The organism is Sphingomonas pokkalii (genome assembly GCF_003096275.1).
GTDB classification, from domain to species: domain Bacteria; phylum Pseudomonadota; class Alphaproteobacteria; order Sphingomonadales; family Sphingomonadaceae; genus Sphingomonas; species Sphingomonas pokkalii.
In genome coordinates, this window is record NZ_QENQ01000001.1 from 2047086 (window position 1) to 2069715 (window position 22630).

22 protein-coding genes and 2 tRNA genes are annotated in these 22630 nt (G+C 62.0%); 12 read left to right on the forward strand and 12 right to left on the reverse strand.

The window, feature by feature from the left end:
- Position 1: 1 nt before the first annotated feature.
- The 3 genes from DD559_RS09175 (at position 2) to DD559_RS09185 (ending at position 4458) form a co-directional block, all read left to right on the forward strand.
- Positions 2–2776: a TonB-dependent receptor gene (locus tag DD559_RS09175; protein ID WP_116468905.1), complete on the forward strand. Its 2775-nt coding sequence runs from the start codon at positions 2–4 to the stop codon at positions 2774–2776.
- 176 nt (positions 2777–2952) lie between these two features.
- Positions 2953–3028 (forward strand) — tRNA-Thr (locus DD559_RS09180).
- A 197-nt stretch (positions 3029–3225) separates the two neighbouring features.
- On the forward strand, positions 3226–4458 hold the full coding sequence (locus tag DD559_RS09185; RefSeq protein WP_165831064.1) for a tyrosine-type recombinase/integrase: 1233 nt from the start codon (positions 3226–3228) through the stop codon (positions 4456–4458).
- A gap of 451 nt (positions 4459–4909) precedes the next feature.
- Here the strand turns inward: DD559_RS09185 and DD559_RS09190 are convergent, their stop codons facing one another.
- The 5 genes from DD559_RS09190 to DD559_RS09210 form a co-directional block, all read right to left on the reverse strand.
- A complete protein-coding gene (locus DD559_RS09190; protein WP_240610191.1) occupies positions 4910–6157 on the reverse strand; it encodes a type II toxin-antitoxin system HipA family toxin in 1248 nt (415 codons plus the stop codon).
- Positions 6158–6159: 2 nt separating this feature from the next.
- Positions 6160–6486 (reverse strand): helix-turn-helix domain-containing protein, encoded by a 327-nt coding sequence (locus DD559_RS09195; RefSeq protein ID WP_240610192.1) that lies wholly within the window; start codon positions 6484–6486, stop codon positions 6160–6162.
- Between the two features lie 174 nt (positions 6487–6660).
- On the reverse strand, positions 6661–6879 hold the full coding sequence (locus DD559_RS09200; protein ID WP_116468907.1) for a DUF2274 domain-containing protein: 219 nt from the start codon (positions 6877–6879) through the stop codon (positions 6661–6663).
- Positions 6880–6888: 9 nt separating this feature from the next.
- Positions 6889–8094, reverse strand: coding sequence for a TraB/TrbI/VirB10 family type IV secretion system protein (locus DD559_RS09205; protein WP_116468908.1), 1206 nt, complete (start codon positions 8092–8094; stop codon positions 6889–6891).
- A complete protein-coding gene (locus tag DD559_RS09210; protein WP_438270420.1) occupies positions 8091–8264 on the reverse strand; it encodes a TrbG/VirB9 family P-type conjugative transfer protein in 174 nt (57 codons plus the stop codon). Before DD559_RS09210 ends, DD559_RS09205 begins: the two co-directional genes overlap by 4 nt.
- A 56-nt stretch (positions 8265–8320) precedes the next feature.
- Between DD559_RS09210 and DD559_RS09215 the strand changes: the two genes are divergently transcribed.
- Positions 8321–8449 (forward strand): hypothetical protein, encoded by a 129-nt coding sequence (locus DD559_RS09215; protein WP_240610384.1) that lies wholly within the window; start codon positions 8321–8323, stop codon positions 8447–8449.
- A gap of 476 nt (positions 8450–8925) precedes the next feature.
- Here the strand turns inward: DD559_RS09215 and DD559_RS20475 are convergent, their stop codons facing one another.
- Positions 8926–9027, reverse strand: coding sequence for a hypothetical protein (locus DD559_RS20475; RefSeq protein WP_240610193.1), 102 nt, complete (start codon positions 9025–9027; stop codon positions 8926–8928).
- 37 nt (positions 9028–9064) lie between these two features.
- Positions 9065–9430, reverse strand: a complete 366-nt coding sequence (locus DD559_RS20390; protein WP_368389684.1) for a DUF3363 domain-containing protein — start codon at positions 9428–9430, stop codon at positions 9065–9067.
- Between DD559_RS20390 and DD559_RS09225 the strand changes: the two genes are divergently transcribed.
- Entirely contained in the window at positions 9318–9848 is a 531-nt protein-coding gene (locus DD559_RS09225) for an SOS response-associated peptidase family protein (RefSeq protein WP_116468909.1), read from the forward strand. The two genes, DD559_RS20390 and DD559_RS09225, sit on opposite strands and share 113 nt — an antisense overlap.
- Here the strand turns inward: DD559_RS09225 and DD559_RS09230 are convergent.
- From DD559_RS09230 to DD559_RS09240, 3 genes are read right to left on the reverse strand one after another with little or no spacing between them, the layout of a single operon-like run.
- Positions 9845–10159 carry a hypothetical protein gene (locus tag DD559_RS09230; RefSeq protein ID WP_116468910.1) on the reverse strand — a complete coding sequence of 105 codons (315 nt, stop codon included), beginning with the start codon at positions 10157–10159 and terminating at the stop codon, positions 9845–9847. The genes DD559_RS09225 and DD559_RS09230 overlap by 4 nt on opposite strands.
- 1 nt (position 10160) lies before the next feature.
- Positions 10161–10619, reverse strand: a complete 459-nt coding sequence (locus DD559_RS09235; RefSeq protein ID WP_116468911.1) for a hypothetical protein — start codon at positions 10617–10619, stop codon at positions 10161–10163.
- Positions 10620–10629: 10 nt separating this feature from the next.
- The gene (locus tag DD559_RS09240) at positions 10630–10842 is read right to left on the reverse strand and encodes a hypothetical protein (protein WP_066725748.1); all 213 of its coding nucleotides are present in this window, start codon (positions 10840–10842) and stop codon (positions 10630–10632) included.
- A gap of 311 nt (positions 10843–11153) precedes the next feature.
- On the opposite strand from DD559_RS09240, the gene DD559_RS09245 reads away from it, so the two are divergent.
- From DD559_RS09245 to DD559_RS09260, 4 genes are all read left to right on the forward strand, one after another.
- A complete protein-coding gene (locus DD559_RS09245; RefSeq protein WP_116468752.1) occupies positions 11154–11369 on the forward strand; it encodes a helix-turn-helix transcriptional regulator in 216 nt (71 codons plus the stop codon).
- A gap of 193 nt (positions 11370–11562) precedes the next feature.
- On the forward strand, positions 11563–12948 hold the full coding sequence (locus DD559_RS09250; protein ID WP_116468912.1) for a type IV secretory system conjugative DNA transfer family protein: 1386 nt from the start codon (positions 11563–11565) through the stop codon (positions 12946–12948).
- Between the two features lie 24 nt (positions 12949–12972).
- Positions 12973–14298, forward strand: a complete 1326-nt coding sequence (locus tag DD559_RS09255; RefSeq protein ID WP_116468913.1) for a hypothetical protein — start codon at positions 12973–12975, stop codon at positions 14296–14298.
- Positions 14295–15101, forward strand: a complete 807-nt coding sequence (locus tag DD559_RS09260) for a hypothetical protein (protein WP_133243807.1) — start codon at positions 14295–14297, stop codon at positions 15099–15101. Before DD559_RS09255 ends, DD559_RS09260 begins: the two co-directional genes overlap by 4 nt.
- A gap of 332 nt (positions 15102–15433) precedes the next feature.
- Here DD559_RS09260 and DD559_RS09265 read toward each other — a convergent pair whose 3' ends face one another.
- Complete coding sequence (locus DD559_RS09265; protein WP_116468915.1) at positions 15434–16651, reverse strand: tyrosine-type recombinase/integrase; 1218 nt, start codon at positions 16649–16651, stop codon at positions 15434–15436.
- 152 nt (positions 16652–16803) lie between these two features.
- Positions 16804–16879: transfer RNA gene (locus DD559_RS09270), tRNA-Thr, on the reverse strand.
- Positions 16880–17094: 215 nt separating this feature from the next.
- On the opposite strand from DD559_RS09270, the gene DD559_RS09275 reads away from it, so the two are divergent.
- The 3 genes from DD559_RS09275 (at position 17095) to DD559_RS09280 (ending at position 22586) form a co-directional block, all read left to right on the forward strand.
- Entirely contained in the window at positions 17095–17721 is a 627-nt protein-coding gene (locus DD559_RS09275; RefSeq protein WP_116468916.1) for a PAS domain-containing protein, read from the forward strand.
- Positions 17715–17873, forward strand: a complete 159-nt coding sequence (locus DD559_RS19795) for a hypothetical protein (protein ID WP_165831065.1) — start codon at positions 17715–17717, stop codon at positions 17871–17873. The genes DD559_RS09275 and DD559_RS19795 overlap by 7 nt, the downstream gene beginning before the upstream one ends.
- Positions 17874–17963: 90 nt before the next feature.
- Positions 17964–22586: an NAD-glutamate dehydrogenase gene (locus tag DD559_RS09280; protein WP_116468917.1), complete on the forward strand. Its 4623-nt coding sequence runs from the start codon at positions 17964–17966 to the stop codon at positions 22584–22586.
- Positions 22587–22630: the final 44 nt, after the last annotated feature.

Here is a 22630-nt window from a genome sequence, read left to right on the forward strand (position 1 = left end):
CATGCATACGAAACTAGTCAACTTGAAGGGGTCCTCCTGCGTCGCAGCCCTGCTCGTCGCTGCTTTTGCAGCTTCAACTCCGGCGTTCGCCCAGGAAGCGTCCACCGCAGCAGCACAGAATGACGCGCCGGCCGCGACCAGCGGCGACGAGATCGTCGTCACCGGCATCCGCGGCAGCCTTCGTCGTGCGATCGAAGTGAAGCGTAACGCCAATGCGGTTGTCGACGTCATTTCTTCCGAAGACATCGGCAAGTTCCCGGACCGCAATGTCGCGGAATCGCTTTCGCACATCCCGGGCGTCAGCATCGATCGTCGCTTTGGTGAAGGCGAAAAGGTCGCGATCCACGGTACCGATCCGGCACTCAACCGCATGCTGCTCGATGGCCACGGCGTCGCCTCAGCCGATTGGGGCGGCAACGACAACGATCCCAGCAGCCGCACCTTCAACTATTCGCTGCTCGCGCCCGAACTGGTTGAGCGCCTCGAAGTGTACAAGTCACCTGAAGCGCGTCTGGAAGACGGCAGCATCGGCGGCAGCGTCATCGTCCGTACCCGCCGCCCGCTCGACCTGAAGCCCAACACGCTGTTCGGCTCGGTCGGCTATTCGTACAATGATCGCGCCGAGAAGGGCAATGTCCGCGGTTCGGGTCTTTACAGCTGGAAGAATGATTCCGAGACATTCGGCATCCTCGTTGCTGGCACGTACGACAAGCAAAACCTTGTCCGCGGCGGCGTGGAATTCTTCGGCTATTCGTCCGGCAAGGACTTCTTCCAGACCGACTCCAACGGCAACGTCCTGAATGATACGAGCGGCCAGCCGCTGCTCAAGAACCCGAACGCGACGATCAACGGCGGCACTCGCCAGGATTTGCTCGCTGCACGTTATCCCTTCGGTATTAACCACGCCTTCTTCCAACAGGAGCGTGAGCGCACCAGCCTGTTCGGCGCGGTGGAGTACAAGCCGACGCCCAGCACGCGCATCAGCATCAATGGCCTGCGCATCGACGGCAACTACAACAACTACAGCCAGTCGCTGTACGTGATACCCGGTGCATGGTCGGGTGCGCTGGTCCAGTCGCTCACGATCGATCGCGGCCTCGTTACCGCCGGATCGTTCGGCGCCGCCGACCGCAACGTCACCCAGAATGCCCAGCTCGACACGCTGGTCCGCAGCACCAAGCTGAAGACCGACAACTATAACGGCGTGTTCGAATGGACCGCTCCCGATGGCGGCAAGATCACCGTCGGCGGCGGCTGGAGCAAGGCGACCGGCGGCAAGACGCCGGAATATCTCTTCGATACCCAGGTCGGCCTGCCCTACAGCTATGCCTTCACGGGCAACAGCGCCAAGGTCGACTTCACCGGCGACCTGAAGAACCCGGCAAATTACTTCAACAGCAACAACGTCGAGCCCCAGACGATCGACGGCGTGCCGATCATGGTCAACGGCAAGCAACTGGTGGCAGCACGCAGCGGCGGCGTCGACATCAGTAAGACGACCGACGAAGATATGTACGGCAACCTCGACATGGAATTCCCTGTCGATATCGCCTTCTTTAGCAAGTTGCGCGGTGGCCTGAAGTACGTCCATCACATCAATCGCCAGGACGCGGGCGGCAGCAATACGTATCGCGCCAGCCCCTACACGATCGCTGATCTCGGAGTGCCCACCTCGGTGACGCCGGATAATGTCTTCAACGGTCTCAACTCGACCGGCAGCGGCAACGTGTTCTTGAATATTCCGCGCCAGTCGGTGATCGACATCCTCAACAATTCGATCACGATCCCCGTCGCCAAGCCGACCTCGACCTATTACGTCTCGGAGAGCACTGCGGCCGGCTATGTCCAGCTCGATTTCGAACAGGGTGGCTTCCGCGGCAATATCGGCGGACGCCTAGTCTATACGCAGCAGATTTCCAAGTCGACGAGCCAGGTTAACCAGGGCGGCAATCCGATCTTCGTACCCAGCTCGGTCGCGCACGACTATGTGAAGTTCCTACCGTCGTTCAACATCGCCTATTCGGTGCGGCCGGACGTGTTGGTGCGCGGGGCCGTCGCCAAGGTCATCGCACGTCCGCGATTCAGCGATCTAGCCGGCTCGTTCAGCCAGAACGACGTCACGCTTGATGCGGGCGGCGGTAACCCGGACCTGAAGCCCTACGAGTCGACCAACTACGAAATCTCGGCCGAATATTATCCGCGTCCGGGCGCCGTTCTCTCACTCGAACTCTTCCGACGTGAGATTGGCTCGTACATCATCAACACCCGCCAGGAAGGCGTACAGCTGTTCAACAGCCTTACGCAGCGCTTCGCGTCCTACGGCGTGTCGCGTCCGATCAATGGCGGCAATGCCAAGGTCAACGGCGTTCTCGTCGCTGGCCAGGCCGAAATCTGGGGCGGGTTCGGTCTGCAGGCGAACTATAGCTATGCCGATGCGTCGACCGACAACGGGCTGAATATGCCGTACCTGTCGCGCCACACCGTCAACGTGATCCCGTACTTCGAAAAGGGTCCGATCCAGGCGCGCCTGAGCTACAACTATCGTTCGTCCTACTTCCGGACGATCGGCCGCCTGAACTCGATCGACATGGTAGCGCCGTACAGCCAGCTCGACTTCTCGGCGAGCTATCAGCTGACGCCGCAGGTGTCGGTCAGCGTAAACGCGCAGAACCTGCTCGACGAGACCTACTACCAGTACAGCGGGGACCGTCGTGCGCCTACGGCCTTCTACAAGAACGGCCGTATCTTTGCAGCGAGCGTAAGCTTCCGCATGTAAGCATCATCCCCCTTCCCGGCCATGCCGGGGAAGGGGGATGATGCCTCCAAAGCGGTCCGTCAGCCTGTGCTGGCGGACCGCTTTTCTTCAAAGGCTGCACTGTACCGTTCCCGCTTGACCCGCCGCCCCAAACCGCTCAGATGCGCATCCTGCTCCGCATCGCGGAACAGGCCATCGCCGGTTTAGCTCAGCTGGTAGAGCAGCGGTTTTGTAAACCGAAGGTCGCGGGTTCGATTCCTGCAACCGGCACCATTTTTCGATCTCAGGAAATCCCATACGGCTTTGTAAGCCGCAGAAATCTGCGGTATTTTTTGGTCGTCCGGTTCGTGATCGCTCGTCTGGTTCCATCAAAGCGCAATGCCAAGTGGGGCCTTTTTTGCAGGTTTACGGGCCTCAAATTTGGCATGAGGCCCCACCCGTTCGGGCCCTCGCTACGAAAGGCCCCAACCATGGCTCTGAGCGACATCGCAATTCGGAAGGCCAAGACTCGCGACAAGGCCTACAAGCTGTACGACGAGCTAGGCCTGTTTCTGCTCGTGTCGCCGTCCGGCTCCCGTCTTTGGCGCATGAAGTACAAGCGTCACGGCGTCGAAAAAAAGCTCAGTCTCGGCTCCTACCCCGAGGTTGGCCTGCGCGACGCGCGCAATCTGCGCGACGACGCCCGCGAACTTCTGGCAGAAGGGAAAGACCCCGCTCTGGAGCGCCATCGCGAGAAACTCCGGAGGGAAGCGCTTGCGGATATTACCTTCACCCGAGTCGCCAATGAATACTGCTCAAAGAGGCGGCGGGACGGTGACCGGGCATGGGCTCCTGCAACCGCGTCACGCAGCGAATATCTCCTCAGCCTGCTCGACAACTCAATCGGCAAGATGCCGATTCACGAGATCGAGCCAATCGATGCGCTCGCCGCGATCCGGAAGATCGAGAAGCGCGGCAAGCTGGAGACCGCACGGCGCACCCTCCAGTTGGCGAGCGCCGTGTTTCGCTACGCGATCGCCACTGCCCGATTGAAGTCCGATCCGACACGGGACCTGCGTGGCGCGCTGTTGACGCCGACCGTCACACATTATGGCGCAGTTACCGAAGCGAAGGATGTCGGCAAACTGCTGCGCGCCATTGACAGCTACGAAGGCCAAGGAATGACCAAATGGGCACTGCAGCTAGCGCCCCATGTGTTCGTCCGCCCTGGGGAATTGCGCCATGCCCGGTGGGAGGAGATCGACTTGGACGCCGCCGTGTGGACCATCCCGGCCGAGAAGATGAAGATGCGCAAGCCACATCATGTCCCACTCTCGACTCAGTCGATCGCCATCCTGCTTGAGATCCGCTCGATCACCGGGTCCAATGGCTATGTCTTCCCATCGATGCGATCTCGCACGCGACCGATGTCGGACAACACCCTCAACGCTGCACTTCGCCGTCTCGGATACTCCAGCGACGAGATGACGGCACACGGCTTCCGGGCGATGGCGAGCACCTTGCTGAACGAATCCGGCAAATGGTCCTACGACGCCATCGAACGCGCGTTGGCGCACGGCGACAGCGACAGGGTCCGCGCGGCTTACCATCGCGGCAGACACTGGAAGGAACGCGTGGCCATGGCACAGTGGTGGTCGGACCTGCTGGATAGCCTGCGCAACGGGGCGACTATCCTGCCTTTTCCTGAGGCGATGGCTTGTTAGATGCTTTGGGCTTACAGGACTCATATCTAACGCTGAAACCCGCAGAAAATCGTCAGTTCTTCCAGGGCCTGAGATCCGTGGCCCCAAAATGAGAAAACACGGGACTGTCAACCGCGATTTTATCGCAGCTTTCCGCAGATTTCCACAATGTTCTCAATATGTACTGGTGCCCTGGCCGGAGTCACATCTGACCTCCAAAAACCTCAGAAAACGGCCATTTTTTGCGCCCTCAAAATGCCGTGGCCCACTGGTGGCCCACCAACAATTTCGGTCCGAAACCCGGACACGAACCCTCGCCCCTTGAACCCTTTTGGTACTTTTTGGACGTGATTCGCGGCACGCTTTTCGGGCGATCAGGGTCAATTATTCAGCGCCGGTCATACATGTTCCGGCATAGCGATTTCTAAGCGGCGCCGGTCGCCTGATCGCATCGCATGCCGGGCGAAGTGGATCAGCGCTTGCCGTATCCCTCGAGGATCGGGGTCATCGCCCTGACATGCGCATCGATGCGCTCAAGGACGGTCAACGGAACAACCTCACGCTCCGGCAACTTCCACCAGTGCGCATGGACGCGAGCCACCGTCTCCACCACGGCTTCGAGAACCGCCGGTTCGGGGAGGCGCGCGCGATTTGCGAAGACCTTCCAGCGATCTGCCGTCAACGCCTTGAACGAACGTTCGCCACCGAGCGACAGCGCCAGAGTGTCCGCTGGAATATAAGGGACGGTCGACAGCACGTCGTAGATTGGCGCCAGCGCGGGAAGGTTGCCGTCTCCGGGATAGATGAGCGACCAGTTCTTAAGATGCATATCGCCATTGCCGGTGATCACGGCCAGGACCAGCCGGCGGACGAATTCGAGCGCGGCCGGCGGAGAGATCGCTACACCTAAGGCCGCGGCGATATCGTGATAGGCCGCGGCATCGTATTTCCGCGACGGATAGGCACCGAACACCTGGGCGAAATCCTCGATGTGGATCCTTTCGCCCGATGGCGCACGGTCGAAGCGCCGGATCAGCAGGACCTTGCCCTCGGCCATGGTATCGAAGTCTTCCGGGATCCCGTCGAAATCCGATTTGTCGACCAGTTCGCGCGCTGGCACGTCCATGCCGATGGCTGCCGCCAACGCCAGGTTGGCGAACTCGTTTTCGGAGACGCCCGGAAATGCGGTCGACGGGAACTTGGCAATATACTGGCCCTGCCCATCTTCGAGCGGGATGGTCAGGCCGCCTCCCTTGCCGGTGTTCTTCATCACCGACAGCTTCATCTGCACGCCGGCAAGCGAAAAGCGCGCCTTGGGCTCGTTCTCTACGGCCTCCGGACGTGCGTCGTTGGAGCCTTCGCTGGGGATTACCCGAACCGCGCCCGGGAGGTCGGTGCCGAGGGCCGCCAGAAGGTCGAAATCATTGCCCGGGCGGACAACCCCGGTATGATGCCTTTCCATCGCATCCCGCAGTTTGTCCTCGGGAAGCAGATTCGCGAAGAAGGCAGGCAGCGCACCGGCCAAGGGCTTCGGATCCTTCCGCAGCCCCCCTGCCGCCGCCCGGAAAGACAGGCTGAGGACCGGGAATCCGCCGATAGCCCGATAGGCGGGATCAAAACTAAACGCGTTAAAGTCGCCCGGCGTCCGGACGATTACACCAACCTTCATCGCGTTCAGAAAGACGTCCAGCGACTGGGTGGTCTGCGGAACCTGCGTCACCTTCAATCCTCCTGGGGAACGAAAGCAGGCAGGTCGTCGTCGTGCTGAGGCTGCAGCAATGCGCGGACAGCGGGGACCATCGCCTGTGGCACCAGCATCACCTCAAGCCCAAGAGCACGCGCAACATTCATCAGCGTCGTAGCTCGGGCAGCGGCAACCCCAGTTTCGATATCCCGGTAGCGAGGCCGCGAGATGCCAGCCAAATCGGCGACCTGTTCCTGCGTCAGTCCGGCAGTCCGCCTGACTTCACGCAATCGCTGCCCCATTTCCTGCAGGAATGTTGAAGACGCTTCCACAATGATCCTAAAACATATCATAATTGCGCTCAATGATATGTATAGAGATCATAATTGATCCTTCGCGTCAACGGAGTTTGGTCCGTTTAGGTACCAAAAATTCGTCAAAAGATATGGAAACATATCACCGCGTCGAAAGACTCTGCGCTGGCCCGCGCGAAGACATAGAAGGTGCTGTAAAGGAAGCACTCCAGCCCGTCGCGCGTGTCATCGGCCTGCTCCCCGCACCCTTGCAAAACTACGGTCGCTATCGAGGAAGGACGCGAGCATGGCCGGGATCAAATCGGTCACCGCCTCCTTCTGCCCATAAGTTTCGGCATATAGCGCAGCATAGTCCTGCAGCCGCTGGTGCAGGTCGGGCGTGATGAGGATGGCCAGCTTGACGGGCTTTCGATCCGGTAGCTTGGCGAGTTTCAGGTCGGGCATGTCGGCCTCCTATCCGCGCCAGGGCGCGAGGATCAGGTCCTTGTGGACCACGAGCAGCACATTCGTGCCGGGGCGAATTGTGAGCGTCGGCTGGATGTTCAGATTACGCGAAGTGAGCTGGTCGCCCGCACGCGCGACATTCTGCTGCATCGACTGCCGGATCGCTCGGACCAGATCGCTGTCACCGGAAACCGTCAGCTCCGAGCCCACGCCGAGCAGGGTCGAAAGCGCGATCCCCTTGAGCAGCGTCCAGTTGTGGAAGTCGACCTTGTCCTGCAGGCCGGCATATCCCGAGGCATCGGTCGCCGGCACGTTGTCGATCCGGAGCGAGCTTCCGTCCGGCAGCAGGATGCGCTGCCAAATGACGAGTGCGCGCTTCTGCCCGAACGCGACCACCGAGTCGTAGCTTCCGACGAGCCGCGCGCCCTGTGGGATGAGCAGGATGCGCCCGGTGGGACTGTCGAACACGTTCGCGGTCACTTGCGCCGTCACCAGGCCAGGCAGATCGGACCGCAGACCGGACATCAGGCTCGCCGGAATCACACTGCCGGCCGACAGGAGATAGGGAGACGGCGCGGCTTCCAGCCTGTGCGGATTGGTGTCAGCCGATGTATCGCGCGTGGCGAGGAACTGAGCCTTGCGGCTCTGGGCGTTGGGATCGCGCTCCGGGTCGATTGCCAGCGTTGCTTCCCCGGTCACGGGTGCCGGCGGAGCAGTGACCTCCACTGACACCGGCGCCGATGGCCCGCTCTGGTTCTGCACAAGCAGGCCCGATGCTCGCGCGGCCTTCAGCTCGGCAAGCTCCCGATCGCGCTCCTGCGTCGCGGCCTGCGCCCCCGCCCTCCCCGGCCCGTCCGGGTCATTCGCCTCCACCTCGGCCGCCATGCGGCGCTGGCGCTCGAGGATGGGCCGCCCCAGGTCGCCCGGCAGCGGCGGGCCGAGCTTTGGAACCTCGCCATAGCTTGCGGGGAGCCTGTTCAAGGTATCGGGCGGCGGCTGTCTGCTCGGTTCCGATAGCTCCTTCCGCTCGGCTGCCGCCTGCCGCAGGCGCGATCCCAAGGCACTCCATGCCACGGCGACAAGGGCGACCGACCCCAGTGCCGCGATAGCGATGATCACGCCGCGCCGGAACCGGATGGCGCGCGGCGGCTTGACCCGGATGGCCAGCGACTCCGGGTCGAGCTTCGGGGTTGGCGAGACAGCATCGTCGCTCATGACCGCTTGCCTTTCGGCGCTGGAACCTCGGTGACCCGATCGATGCGGACGACCTGCTGCTTGCCGGTGCCGAGCCGCAACTCGGCGCGGTCGAAGATCCGGTCGACGACATAGAAGCGCCCGCGCATCCGGTAGTTGACCAGCTCGGCGTCCCCCGCCGCCCCGATCACCAACAGCGGCGGCGCCTCACGCGAAGATCGTCTTGGCGGACGGCGTCGCCGCCTATGTGGGCTCGGCGAACCTGTTGAGGCGATCGAAGTCGACGAACCTGGAGTGCGGGATGTTGGTCGAAGGCCCAGCCGTCGCGGCTATAAAGATCCTGCTCGATGCCGTAATATCAATGGCAAACAGTTGACGTGCCTTTTGAGACGTAGGATCTACGTCTGCGGCTATGGAACGCGCAGTTCCGAGTGACCTATCGCGTTGGCTACCCTGCTCCTGCGTTCCTCGACGTTGATTGTAGCATCAACACTGGCGTATTCGCGCATCTCGATGCAATCGGTCGGACGCGCTACCGACACGGTGCTTTGCGCGGATCGGCTGCAGGAAGTCGGTCTTCCCTGAAAGGTTAGGCGTCTGCTTTTGATCATACGCAAAGTCTCATTGGATGGCTGGCTTTGGCGCTGGGCCGACGACGTCTTTGCGAGCAGTCAACGACGGCATTCCCCAACACCCGTCGTTTCCCAGCGCCTTCTCCAACGTCGACTTTGTCCCACGATCGGACCAACCATGATGCCGTGAGAGCGGGCAAGCGTGTAAGCGCATTCTGCGCGCAGGCTCTCGATCGTAACCAGCCCCGACGCGCTAGAAGCCCGCTCGCTGATGAGCTACTCAAGATATTACTGGTCCCGACCGACTCCTCCCGAATTGCCAATCGATCCCTTCCGCCCGCATGATACCCGAGGCTGGTTTGCCCAGGTTACGCTCCAGCACATCCCGCCACGGTACAAGTGTAAAATCCCGCGACCGTTCAACGATCGCGAAGCTCCCGCTCGCGATCAAGCCAAGTCGGTGCCTCTATGTCGACCAGTTCGCTGACAGCCCGAGACGACAGTATCGTCAACGCAAGCGGTCGCTCCCCCTGCTGCCGTCGCGCAAATGCTTCGGCGCGATCCAGATGGTCCTCCGGAATGGTCCAACTGCCGTCGGCTTGCCTTTCCGGCCCGGCACCCGCCCGCCGCATCGCTTCCAGGCGCCGAACATGCGCTGTTGAATATCCCGGCATGGTGGTGCGCGAGGAAGCGGGCGCGCGCATCCTGCAGTCGATGGTCTGGGGATTCCCGCTCCGGCTCAAGGGGATGAGCCCGACCGCCAAGCCGAAGCCGGTCAACAACATCGCGGATCTCACCAAGCCCATGTGGGTCGGCCTCGCGCGCAAGCCAGAGTGGCGCTGCCTCATTCCGCTGACCGGTTTCGCCGAAGCGGAGGGGGCCAAGGGATCGAAAACGCGGACTTGGTTCAGCGTCAAGGACGCGCCGATCTTCGCCTGGGCGGGACTGTGGCGGGACAGCGCCGAATGGGGGCCGGTCTATTCCGGCGTGATGACCGACTGCAACGAGGCGATCCGTCCGGTGCATGACCGCATGCCGGTGCTGCTCCACCGCGATGACCATGATCGCTGGCTGCACGGCAGCTTCGACGACATTCTAGGTTTCCAGGCCCGCTGCTTCCCCGACGACCTGATCGTCATGGAGCGTACCGACGAGCCCTGGGTGAAGCGCAAGGGCGCTGTCGAACAGGCGGCCCTGTTCTAGGCGCGGAACCGGCTGACCGCCCGCCGCCACTCGACATCGCTCGGGAGCGGCAGGCTGGTGATCGTCGGCGGATCGCGGGTCAGGCTGATCGCCGTGCCACGCCGCCCACATCGCGAACATCGGAGGCGGGCACCAACTTCGGCGAGCCGCCCCGGCCATTGCCTGCGCTCGAACAGCCGCCAGAGCGCCGCCGCATGAAAGACGCCGATGTGCCCGCACCCCGCACAGGCTGCCTGGACCGAACGGTGGAACGCCGCAGCCTCGAACAGCGTCCGGGGCACCTGCCCGCCATCTGCGTCGTAGCGTGCCATGTCAGCCCACCAAGCGCAGGCGCGGACCTGCCGCGGCAGGCGCAGGGTGCAGGCCAAGCGCCGGCACCTGGTCCTGCGGCACCACCCGGATGAGGGCATCCGGCCAGGCCGGGAACATCGCCCGCACCTTGGCGGAAAGCAGCGTTGCCGCCGGTGCATCCATCAGCAGCGTCGCGTCATAGCCGCACCACAGCTCCGGCGGGATACGGCCCAGGCGGTACTTGCCGGCCACCACCAGCACGGCCGGCGGATGAAGCTCGCGCCTCCCCGCAATGAAGCGCGCCAAGCACAGCGGTCGCTGCGCTGCCTTCCAGGTCTCGAACTCCGCAGCGGAGTTGACTTGCCCCAGGCGATGCCCCTCGACCCTGCCCACATGGATCAGCCACCCGCCATAGGAGAAGGTTTCGAGTTCGATCGGCCAGCGGTGCGCCAGCCAGTTGGTCCGTTCGATCGCATCCATCGCGCGGGCGTCAGGCGTGCACCTGCTCGGCGAACAGGCTCGGTTGCACCGCGCGATCGTGCAGCGCCCGACGCGCCTGCAGCGCCGCGCCGACGGCTTGGCGATAGTGGATGGTCCTGAACCGCTCCGCCTCGTCGAAGCCGAACGGCGCCCACTCCTCGCTGGGATAGCAGGCGTCGTAGATCGCACGCGCAGCAGCGCGCAACTGGAGGTCGTGCTCCATGCCGAAGCTCCCAATGATGTCGAATCGCTGCCTCGACAGCGGACGGCCAGCTAGAACAAAATGGGAACGAAGAGCAAGAACGCAAAGTCTCTGACTTGTGCCATGCAAGCTCAGGTGCGCTGCAACCTCGTCGGCGACACCCTCGGGCAGACGGACCGCTCGCACAACCGTCGATCCCAGTCGATGTACATGCCAGCCTGCACCGAACAGGGCCATTTCAGCCCCAGACGAACCCTTCTGCCGGCAAGCCGTTCGGGTCCATCTTGCGTCGAAACCCTCCATCAACCCCCGAACGATGCAAGGTGATAGCAATGCACTCCAACGCAACGGACCGCATCCTCCGGCTCAAGGCCGTCCTCGCTCTAACAGGCCTCACGCGTTCCACCCTTTACCGGAAGATGGAAGCAGGCACCTTCCCCGCTAGCACGCAGATCAGCACCCGCTGTATCGGCTGGCGCGAGTCTGCTGTTACCTGCTGGCTTGATGATCCGATGACATATGAGGCTGCTCCCACCCCGGAGCGATGAGGCAACGATTGACCGGGTGTGGGACATTCCTGCCGTTCCCTCGCGACCTGTCGAGCGGCCGCTCTGGCCAGCAGCAGACATTAGGCATTTTTCCGAACGGCATCGTAGAGCAACAGAGCTTGCGCCGGTATGTTAATCTTCGCGATTTCTCTTCTTCTTGACGAATCAAATTAACCGTGCCTCTATTCTAATCATGACGGATTTGCTGCTCGGATGGCCGCTAATTGGCGAAAAAAACAATATCCGCCGGCAGTTTGGTGGCCGAACTGCGAGCAAATACACCGACATATCTCGTGTAGAACGATATGATCAGGACGGGCACCTCGTCACATTCGCACCCACTGGCGCAGGTAAGGGCGTCAGTGTAATAATTCCGAACCTTCTTCACTATGATGGTCCGGTCATTACTATTGACCCAAAGGGCGAGAATTTTGCGGTTACGGCCCGCTATCGCAAGGAAGTGTTGGGTCAGAAGATCATCCTGCTCGATCCGTTCGAGCATGTGCCGGACGAACTCCTGAAGAAGCTGGAAGTCACGCGCGCGCGCTTCAATCCGCTCGATTTGGTCGCCGCTGATTCGAAGCAGGACATTCAGGCAACAATGCTGGCCGCTGTATTCTCAGGCAAACGAACCGATCGCCAGATAAGCTCACAGCACGATTTCTGGGACAATGAAGCACTGAAGCTACTGGCCGGCGTGTTAGGTGCAACTGTAGCTAGCGGGGAAATTGAGGGGCGCGTTCCGGGATTCGCAGAGTTCCTGAATTGGCTCTATCGAGACGATGTCGTCTACGAGTTGGCAGTTTTGCTTGATAACCAGGGCAATCAGATAGGATCGTTTTCCTACAAGTGCATTGCCGCCTTTCTTCAAAAAGCTGATAAAGAACGTTCGGGGGTCATTTCCACAGCTCAGAGCTATCTCAATCCACTCTTATCGGATTCCCTCAACAAATACATGAAGGATTCGACCTTCGGCGTGAAGGATATTCTAGGAGAGGAAAACTATACGGTTTACATTGTCATTCCACCTTCCAAGCTGGTGTCGCATTCGGTCCTCCTGCGTATCTGGATCGCAAGTACGCTCACGCTCATCATGGAGCGCAAGTCTCATCCTAAACAACGCACGCTCTTCCTGCTCGATGAATGCGCCCAACTCGGCCATCTCGAAGGGCTGAAGAAGGCGATCACGCTACTGCGGGGCTATGGCTTGCAGGTCTGGATGTTCTTCCAGGACCTCACGCAGATCCAGATGATCTACGAAGAAGATGCCGATGGCATGATCAACAATTGCGGCGTCGTCCAGTGTTTTGGCATGGGCCGAAATCTCGCCGCCAAACCGATATCGGAAATGATCGGGCGCTTCTCTGTCGAGCAGCTCGTCCAACTTTCACAAAAGCAGCAAGTTGTTTCATTGTCGCGCAAGGCGCCTGAACTCCTGAGATCCTGCTTCTATTATGAAGATCGTGCATTCGCAGGACGTTGGGACGTCAATCCGTTGCGCGGCGATTCAGACGAAACACATAAAATCATTGGCTTTGCGCCAAATGTAATCAGGACCGGCGCGGCATCCAAATTCTAAGCCAGGTTGGCAGAGGGGGGGCATATGGAGCAAGATGCGCGATGGCGCCGGGGCATCGTGGCAGTCGCACTGTCGATCGTAATCATCCTTATCATCGTGCTGTTGATATTGTCGTTATATGAAGTGGCGACCGGAAAGGGCGCGCCCGGCGGAACGATCCTGCGCGATCCACAGGTCATCAGCATTGCCATCGGCCTTCTGATCAGCGTCTTATTTGTAGAGCGATGGCGATCTTTGGAGTCTAAGGTTGATCTTCTGTCGACCGGACAGCGGGAAAGTCTGGACCGTCTCGAAAAGTCGGTCGAAGCAGATTTCAAGCGACGGCTGAGTCAGAGCGTCGGGAAAGCGGAGACGCTGAGCGCCAAAATCTCCGAGATACTTGAGCTACACCCTTGGCTAGAAGTCATCACCGACCGAGACATATTCGTCGAGACTGACAGCGTACGCGCCATCATTAGGAGCTCTTACAGCCTGCTGAAAGAAGAGAAATACGGACACCTCTGCGAGTACCTCGAATATCATTCCAAGAAGGGCACGGCCAACGATCCGCGCGAAGCATCGAAGCGGTCGAAGCTTCGTGGCACACCCGACGATTTTCTCGAACTAGCAGAATTCTGCGAGACTTGGCTCGAGGACTACTATCTAGGCTCGCAGTTTCTCGCCCGGTTCTCCGAGAATGGTGGATCGCAGGCCGCCGTCCTGATCCCAAGTTATCTCCGGCGCTTGATCCGGCTTGGCGACTTTGCTGGCGCGGAGCGCGTCCGAAAGCTCATCGATCAGCGGCTCTACGGCGAGACACCTTGGCTACGTGCGGCAGTCTATCTCGGATGGCCCCGGCCGCTTCCCGAACGTACTATGTGGGAAGCGCTTGAAGTGCTGTCGCTTTTCGAAGCGTCATCGGGCGATGTCGTGAAGGCGAAGCGGTTACGTCAAAAAGTAGCATCTAGCGAGCTCGCTAACTTGTTCCCGGTTGAGCAAGCTTTGCGTGAAGCCGAATTCCTGCTCGCGTCCGGGCAATGGCTGGAGGCCCGGGACCTGCTAGTTTCGATCGAGGAGCAGTTGGTATCTATCCATCACCTGCGAGAGGCCGCATATCTCGCAGCGCAGCTCGGGGAAATGCGCTCGGCGCTCTGGTTCAGGGAACGCATGACTGAACTGCGCGACCGGGTCTTCGGCGATGACGAGCCTATCGAAGAGGCGGATGAAAGCGATCCCGAGGATGCTCGAGATCACGCCGCGGAAAATGAACGCGCCCGTGCTCCATCGAGATCGCCGATGTGGGTGAGAGCCATGGCCGAGCGGGCGGAACGCGAAGCGCGAGGCCCGGATGATGGAGACCGTGGGCGTTGACACCAACGGGAACTCGCCAATCGCTTGCAGATGTGTTCGATGCTTTGGAATGCGCCAGCGGTTGCCAGGTCGTGCTGGGTGTCGAGCACGAATACGCGCTGCGGCCTATCGGACTAAACCCGATCGCTTGGCGCGAGGCATTTCTGGCCGCGCTTGGCGGTTTTGTTGACCGGGTCGTAGAAGAGCGACATCCCCTGCAGGTCGAGTATAGGAGTTCGCTCCACCGCGACGTGACTTCGCTGATTGCCGAGCACGACGAAACGGTTTCCGCGATGCGTGTCGCCGCGGGCAAGTTCGGGCTTCGGCTGGACGATAGCTGCGTCATGACACCGACGAGCTCAATGCAAGTGAATGTCTCGCTATGGGAGGATGATAGCAACGTCTTTTGCGATAGCGATTGGTCATTGAATCTCGCCGTCGGCTCACCGCTTTCCCGCTCACTCATTGGACTGCTTACGTCATATCCCGTGTACCGGGCAGCCTATTGCCCCTCGGGTGAGAACTGCGTTCGGCGCCATTCGTTGTCGAATGAAGACCTGTTGTTCGTGCCGCGCTACAATGTTTGGAGTGTGAACAACCGTGCAGCCGCTTATCGTGTTTGCTATGACCGCACTGCGCCTGCTCAAACCCGGATAGAGAACCGCGTGCCTTGCTCAAGTGCCGATCTCGCGATCTGCCTATCCAGTACTCTGGCATCGATGCTGGCGGGGTGGGAAAACGATCGGCATATTGATTTACAAAGCCAAAGGCTGTTTGGCTTCCTAGAACCTAACACGAAACCGTGCGAGCATCTTCTACTATAGTTGCCAACGTTTTGGCCGCCCAAACGAGGCATATGGGGCGCGTCGTTGCCTGGGTGCTATGGAAATTTCGAATGACCGGTTCCGACGTGAACCGACATTCTTTTAGACGCATCGGAGCGGCGTAAGCTGGTCGCCAGCTGCCGAACAATCGTGGGACATCTCCGGCGTTCGTAGTTGCCCAACCCGATCGCGTTTGTGCTTCGAACCCGATTTACGAAAAGGGGAGTGGGGCCTGACCCCTGGGGCTCCATTTTTGCTGCAGTGCGGTAAGTGCATATTTTGACGAGCGTATTTCGATCGGTTGGTTTCCCTTCACCGCAATTCGGCCAACTCTACCCGCGCTTTCGGAATTTCGCCTTGATCACCGCACCGCCAACGCGAAGCTGGTCAAGGTAGTCAGACCACCACTGCGCCATGCGGACCCGCTCATCCCAGTGTGCGCCCCGGTGGTACGCGGCCCGGACGCGATCCCTTTCGCCGTGCGCCAATGCACGTTCAATGGCATCAGGATGCCAGAGGCCAGATTCATTAAGCAGCGTGCTCGCCATGGCGCGGAAGCCGTGGCTGGTCATTTCGTCATGCTCGAAGCCCAGGCGACGAAGTGCGACATTCAGCGTGTTGTCGGAGATCGGACGCAACGTCGTATGCAGCGCGGGGAAAAGGAACTCGCTGGATCGCGCAAGCGAGCGCAGATCCTGGAGCAGATACAGCACCTGCCGGGAAAGTGGCACAGCGTGCGCCTGCTTCATCTTCATGCGCTCCGCAGGCACGCGCCAGACCTTCTCGGCGAAGTCGATCTCGCTCCATTTCGCCTGCCGGAGCTCGCCCGGCCGCAGGAACACATGCGGCGCGATCCGCAGCGCGTAGAGCGTTTCGGGGCGGCCTTTATAGTCCTCGATGGCGCGAAGCAGTTCCCCGACCTTCTTCGGCTGAACGATCGCGGCGTGGTGCTTCACACGGGGAACGGTGAGCGCGCCCCGGAGAATGTCCGCCGGGTTCTTTTCGGTGCGTAGCGTTGCGAAGCCATAGCGGAACACGCGGCCTGCGAAGGAGCGTAGTCGCACCGCCGTTTCATGATGCCCGCGACGTTCAACGCGCTTCAGGACATCTAGCAACTCGTGTGGCGTAATGGCCGCGATGGGCCGGCGGGCGATCCCACTCAGCAGTTCGAGAAACCAGCGCGCCTTCTTGAGGGTCGCCGCCGATTTTCCTTCGCGCTCCATCTTTTCAATATATTCATTGGCAACGAGCTCGAAGGTGGTCTTCGCTGCCAGTTCCGCCTCAAGCTGCTTCTGTCGCTTCTGCTCGACCGGATCGAAGCCGTCGGTGAGCTCCGCGCGCGCCTCGTCTCGTTTGTGGCGCGCCTGCTGGAGGGTAACCTCGGGGAAACTGCCAAGCGACAGCTTCCGCTCAACACCGAACACCTTGTAGCGAAACCGCCACAGCAGCGCGCCAGAGGGCTGGACGAGAAGATACAAGCCATCGCCGTCCGGAACCTTGAACGGACGTGCCGCCGGCTTCAGCGCGCGAATCTCGACGTTCGTAAGCATGGTGGGCCACGCCTTCCTGCGATCTCCGTGGCCCACCGATTCGTGGCCCACTTTGGGTGGGCCACGGTGGAACAAAATGGGAAACCACGGGACCCGCAGGAGACATTTTACCGCAGTTTTCCGCGGTTTTCTACAATGTTCTCAATATGTACTGGTGCCGCTTACAGGACTCGAACCTGTGACCCCCGCATTACGAATGCGATGCTCTACCAGCTGAGCTAAAGCGGCACATCGTGCGTCCAGGCGCTGGCTTGCCCGGAGGAGGGCGCGCTTACCAGCGGACGATACGCATGGCAAGCACCGCGTTGCAAGGCGATGTCGTTTTTGCATCCTCCGGGAAACTCCCGGGGCCGGCGACAGGCGGCCTTTACCAGCGCTTTACCATGGAGCGGGCAGAAGCGGTCGATCAGGGTTTCGGGCATCGCCCGCAATGGAGCTTGGCAATGAACATGGCGCGCCGCATCAATCCGCCTGCCGCGGGCTCGCGCAAGGCTGCACGCGAGGGGATGATCGACGAGCGCCCGATCGCCATCGGCACCCAGGATCGCCGGATGCAGGTGCGCGCCTATAATCACTGGATGTCGCTGCTCCGGGGCCGCCCCTGCCCCGCCTTGGCAGATCTCGACGCCGGCGGCCTCGCCGATTTCGCGCCCAACAGCGTGCTACTCGATTTCAGCACCGAGAGCGACAACCCCGCCATCCGATTCCTGGGAGCCGCACTCGCCGCGCAATGCGGGCTGACCGGCATCGTCCGCCACCTGCGCGATGCGCCCGAATCCTCGCTGCTGTCACGACTGGCCGAGCCCTATGCGCAGATCATCGCCAATCGCGCGCCGATCGGCTTCGAAGCCGAGTTTGCCGGCCCGCGCGGCAGCCAGATGTTGTACCGTGGCCTGCTGATGCCCTTCGCCGACGCGCAGGGCAGGATCTGCTGCATCCACGGCGTCATCAACTGGAAGGAAGCCGTCGACATAGAGACGCAGGCACTGCTCGTCGCGGAAATCGACGCGTCCTGCCGCCCCGCCTCCAGCCCGCCGCCCGAAACGGCACGGCGCGGGCCGCCATGCTGAGTCCTTCCACCAAGACGACAACTCCCCCGGCACCGGCGGTCGACGGGCTGTTGCTGCTTGCACGCGCCGGCGCACAAGGGGTCGATGTCGTGACAAAATCCGAAGGCGATGCGGCGCGTACCGATCGCGCCGTGCGCCGCGCGGCTGCCTGAGTCCAGCCCGCGACGAACAGCGCTTATGCGCCCATCCTAGCGGCTTTTCCAGACTTGAGGTGGCAACCTGCCAGGCGCATAGCCGCCTATATGAAGAACATGACCAAAGAGATCATGCAGGCGTTCGAGGAGCGGATCTTCGAAGGCGCCCTGCCCGGAGAGCTGGAAGGACTGGACGAGAGCGAACGCGCCGACATCGCGCGCTTCGTCGCGGAGACGGCAGCAGAAAGGCCTCCCCAGACCGTCCGGCTGAACCTGGAAACCTATCACGACGACAACAGCCGCCGAATGCGGCTCGCCGTGATCAACGACGACATGCCCTTTCTGGTCGACTCGATCGCCGGGGCGATCGCCGCCTTCGATCTGGGCACGTTCCGCATCATCCATCCCATTCTGCCGATCGAGCGCGATGCGAAGGGTGCGATCACCGCGGTGGGCGAAAAGGCCGCCGACGCACAGCCCGAATCGATGATCTACATCGAGATCGAGCGCGCCGATGCGCGCACCCGCCGTGCCCTGACCAGCGAGATCGAGCGGGTTCTGGAACATGTCCGCGACGTGGTTTCGGATTGGCGCCCGCTACAACAGGCGATGGGCCTGGATGCCGCCCGTGTGCCCTCCCGCGAGGGCGAAGCGCTGCTGCGCTGGTTCGCCGACGACGCCATGACGTTGCTGGGCCATGAGAAATGGACGGCAGGCGGCGAATCCTCGGACGAGATCGGCCTGGCGCGCTACACCCATGATGTACCCCTGCTTGCCGATGCCTCGCGCAACCTGGCGGTCGATTATTTTCAGATGGGCGGCGAAATTCCGCTGCTGCTGAAGTCCAACGCAATTTCCACCGTCCATCGCCGCGTGCCGCTGGATATCGTCGTAACGCCGCTGATGACCGGCCAGGACGTAACCGGCCTGTCGATTCATTACGGGCTATGGACCAGCCAGGCGCTTAACACCCCGCCGGCGATGGTGCCGATGCTGCGCAGCCGGCTGGAGATGCTCGAATCGAAGTTCGGCTTCGATCCATCGGGCCATACCGGCAAGGCGATGACCCATGCGTTGACCGGCCTGCCGCACGACCTGACGACAGCATTCGATCTGGAAGCGCTGGAAAGCCTAGTGCTCACGGCGATGTCGGTATCCGATCGTCCCCGCTCGAAGCTGGTGCTGGTACGCAGCCCGCTCGGCCGGCACCTGTTTGCATTCGTTTGGCTACCGCGCGAACAGGTTGCCGCAGGGCACCGCGAAACGATCGGCAACATGCTGGTGGATGCCGCCCATGCGAAGATGATCAACTGGTCGATCGCGCTGGAAGACGGCGTGCTGGCCCAGTTGCGCTACACGCTCGATCTGCGCGGCGACACGGTGATGCCGGACGAAGGCGAACTCGATGCGCGCATCGCCCGGATCGTGCGTGGCTGGGCGCCGGCCGTGGATGCGTGCCTGAACGAGATTGCGGGCAGCGGCGCCGCCCGCCTGTCGCTCCGGCTCGCCAACGCGTTTCCCGACGTCTATCGCCTCACCCACACCCCCGAGGAAGCCGCGCAGGATATGGTGCGGATCGGCGGGTTGGAAGACGAACATGGCCGATCGGTCCGCATCTTCCCGGTGGCGGATGAAGCCGGCGCCTATCGGATCAAGCTGTACCGACTGGGAGGCGCACTGGCACTTTCGGATGCCGTTCCCGCCTTCGAGAATTTCGGCTTCCGCGTCCTGGAGGAAGTGCCGACCGAATTGACCAACGGCGCCTTCATCCACGATTTCAAGGTGGAGCCGGCAAGCCCCAGCGACATGCTGGATCGGAATCCGGCGGTGGTGGAAGCCGCGATCGCAGCGGTTCTGGAAGGCCGGGCTGAAAATGATCTGTTCAACCGCCTGATCGTCGAAGCAGGCCTTGCCCCGTCTGCAGTGGTGCTGCTTCGTGCCTGGTTCCGCTATCTGCGTCAGGCAGGCATGCTCTATGGCCTCGGTACCGTCGTCGATGCGCTGCGCCGTGCGCCGCTGGTTGCGACGGCGCTGGTCGAACGGTTCGAAGCCGCACACGATCCCGCGCGCGGCGGCGATGCCGAAGCGATCGACGACGCCGAAAAGGCGATCAACGCTGGCCTGGCCCAGGTCTCGGCGATCGACGACGATCGCATCCTGCGCCTGTTCAAGGGCGTCGTCCTGGCCACATTGCGCACCAACGCTTATGCGCCCGCCGGCGAAGAGGCACTGGCGTTCAAGCTTGATTCCGCCAAGGTACCGGGCCTGCCGGCGCCGCTGCCCTGGCGCGAGATCTGGGTGTACAGCCCCCGCATCGAGGGCATCCATCTGCGCGCCGGCCCGGTTGCCCGCGGCGGCCTGCGCTGGTCCGATCGACGCGACGACTTCCGCACCGAAATTCTGGGCCTGATGAAGGCACAGCGCGTGAAGAACGCCGTGATCGTGCCGACTGGCGCCAAGGGCGGCTTTTATCCCAAGCAACTGCCCAACCCGGCCGTCGATCGCGATGCCTGGCTGGCCGAAGGCACCGAGAGCTACCGCATCTTCATCCGTGCGCTGCTTTCGATCACCGACAATATCGTGGCCGGCGCGGTGGTGCACCCCGAAAGCGTAACGGTCCTGGACGGCGAAGACCCCTATTTCGTCGTCGCCGCGGACAAGGGCACGGCCACCTTCTCCGACGTCGCCAACAAGATCGCCACCGAACGCAATTTCTGGCTGGGCGACGCATTCGCGTCGGGCGGCAGCGTCGGTTACGACCACAAGGCGATGGGCATCACCGCCAAGGGCGCCTGGGTCTCGGTGCGCCGCCACTTCCTCGAAATGGGGACGGACATCCAGTCGGAGCCGGTGACCGTGGCCGGCGTCGGCGACATGTCGGGCGACGTGTTCGGCAACGGCATGCTGCTGTCCAAGACGATCAAGCTGGTCGCAGCGTTCGACCATCGCCACATCTTCCTGGATCCGAACCCGGATGCGGCGAAGAGCTGGGAAGAACGCGCCCGCATGTTCGCGCTGCCGCGTTCGAGCTGGGCGGACTATAACCCCGCGCTCATCTCCGAAGGCGGCGGCGTGTTCCCGCGCACCGAAAAGTCGATCCCGCTCAGCCCGCAGATCAAGGCGCTGCTCGACCTCGATGTCGACAGCATCGATCCCAACGGACTGATGATCGCGATCCTCAAGGCACGCGTCGGGCTGCTGTGGTTCGGCGGCATCGGCACCTATCTGAAGGCGGCGAGCGAGAGCAACGGCGAGGTGGGCGATCCCGCCAACGACCGGATCCGCATCAATGCCGAGCAGGTGCGCGCGCAGGTGGTCGGCGAAGGCGCCAATCTGGGCGTCACGCAGGCGGCCCGCATCGCGTTCGCCCGCAATGGCGGCCGGATCAATACCGACTTCATCGATAATTCGGCAGGCGTCGACTGCTCGGATAACGAGGTCAACATCAAGATCGCGCTCAACCGCGAGATGATCGAGGGCCGCCTGGCCTTCGAGGATCGCAACACGCTGCTTGCCTCGATGACCGACGACGTCGCGCATCTGGTGCTGGAGGACAACCGCCTCCAGACACTGGCGCTGTCGTTCATGGAGAATGACGGCGCGCTCGATCTGCCCAGCTATGTGCGGGTGATCGAAATCCTGGAAGCCAGTGGCCGGCTCGACCGGTTCGTCGAAGGCCTTGGTTCGAACGAAGACCTGCTGCGCCGAGCCCAGGACGGGCGCGGCCTGACCCGGCCGGAGCTGGCAGTGCTGCTCGCGTCGGCCAAGCTGGCGTTGCAGGACGCGATCGAACAGGGCGATCTCGGCCATGATCCGGCGCTGGTGGGCGATCTCCACGCAGCCTTCCCGCGCGCGATGCAGGAGCGCTTCGGCAACGCGATCGATGAACATCGGCTGCGGAACGAAATCGTGGCGACGAAGCTGGCGAACCGCGTGGTCAACCGGCTGGGTGTACTGCACCCCTTCGAACTGGCGGAAGAGGAAGGCGCAGCGATGCGCGACATCGCGGCCATGTTCGTCGCCGCAGAACGCCTGTTCGACCTGCCGACGCTATGGGCGGAAATCGAAAGCGCCACCATCGGCGAAGGCGCCCGCATCGCGCTGCTCGACCAGCTCGCACTCGCGGTACGCGGCCAGATCGCCGATCTGCTCCGCGTCACCCGCCCCGGTGCAAGCGCCGCCGAAGTAATCGATCGGCTGCGCCCCGGCATCGTTGTACTGGGTGACAAGGCGCGATCGCTGCTGCTGGACGAAGCCCGCGCCCATTCCGACCGCATCTCGGCAAGACTGGAAGCCGCGGGCGCGCCGGCCGAGCTGACCGACAAAGTCGTCCGCATCGTTGAGATGGACGGCGCCGTTGGCCTCGCCGATCTCGGCCAACGGCTGGAAATCGACGAAGAGGTGTTGGCGCGTGCCTTCACCGCGCTTGGCCAGACGCTGGGGCTGGATTGGGCCCAGGGTGCGGCCGCGCGGATCACGACCGGCGATGTGTGGGAGCGGCTGCTGATCGCCAGCCTGGCGCGCGATTTCCAGCAGTTGCGTCTCGAGTTTCTGGGGCGCATCGAAGGTGCCGATCCACAGGCTGCGGTGGAGGCTTGGCGCACCGACCATCAGGCCCGGGTCGATCAGTTCGTGGCGGTCGTGCGCCGCGCCCGGCAATCGGCCGCACCCAATGCGGCGATGCTGGCGCAGATCGCCGGCCAGGCCCGCGTGCTGCTCGGCCGCGAATAGGCGAAACCAGAAGCGGCGCCGGTTGCCCGGCGCCGCGGCTTCTC

Coding starts and splice junctions, on each gene's coding strand:
- DD559_RS09175 (WP_116468905.1), top strand. CDS start 2: ATGCATACGAAACTAGTCAACTTGAAGGGGTCCTCCTGCGTCGCAGCC.
- DD559_RS09185 (WP_165831064.1), top strand. CDS start 3,226: ATGGCTCTGAGCGACATCGCAATTCGGAAGGCCAAGACTCGCGACAAG.
- DD559_RS09200 (WP_116468907.1), bottom strand. CDS start 6,879: ATGCCCGACCTGAAACTCGCCAAGCTACCGGATCGAAAGCCCGTCAAG.
- DD559_RS09205 (WP_116468908.1), bottom strand. CDS start 8,094: ATGAGCGACGATGCTGTCTCGCCAACCCCGAAGCTCGACCCGGAGTCG.
- DD559_RS09225 (WP_116468909.1), top strand. CDS start 9,318: ATGGTGGTGCGCGAGGAAGCGGGCGCGCGCATCCTGCAGTCGATGGTC.
- DD559_RS20390 (WP_368389684.1), bottom strand. CDS start 9,430: ATGTTGTTGACCGGCTTCGGCTTGGCGGTCGGGCTCATCCCCTTGAGC.
- DD559_RS09230 (WP_116468910.1), bottom strand. CDS start 10,159: ATGGCACGCTACGACGCAGATGGCGGGCAGGTGCCCCGGACGCTGTTC.
- DD559_RS09235 (WP_116468911.1), bottom strand. CDS start 10,619: ATGGATGCGATCGAACGGACCAACTGGCTGGCGCACCGCTGGCCGATC.
- DD559_RS09240 (WP_066725748.1), bottom strand. CDS start 10,842: ATGGAGCACGACCTCCAGTTGCGCGCTGCTGCGCGTGCGATCTACGAC.
- DD559_RS09245 (WP_116468752.1), top strand. CDS start 11,154: ATGCACTCCAACGCAACGGACCGCATCCTCCGGCTCAAGGCCGTCCTC.
- DD559_RS09250 (WP_116468912.1), top strand. CDS start 11,563: ATGACGGATTTGCTGCTCGGATGGCCGCTAATTGGCGAAAAAAACAAT.
- DD559_RS09255 (WP_116468913.1), top strand. CDS start 12,973: ATGGAGCAAGATGCGCGATGGCGCCGGGGCATCGTGGCAGTCGCACTG.
- DD559_RS09265 (WP_116468915.1), bottom strand. CDS start 16,651: ATGCTTACGAACGTCGAGATTCGCGCGCTGAAGCCGGCGGCACGTCCG.
- DD559_RS09275 (WP_116468916.1), top strand. CDS start 17,095: ATGAACATGGCGCGCCGCATCAATCCGCCTGCCGCGGGCTCGCGCAAG.
- DD559_RS19795 (WP_165831065.1), top strand. CDS start 17,715: ATGCTGAGTCCTTCCACCAAGACGACAACTCCCCCGGCACCGGCGGTC.
- DD559_RS09280 (WP_116468917.1), top strand. CDS start 17,964: ATGAAGAACATGACCAAAGAGATCATGCAGGCGTTCGAGGAGCGGATC.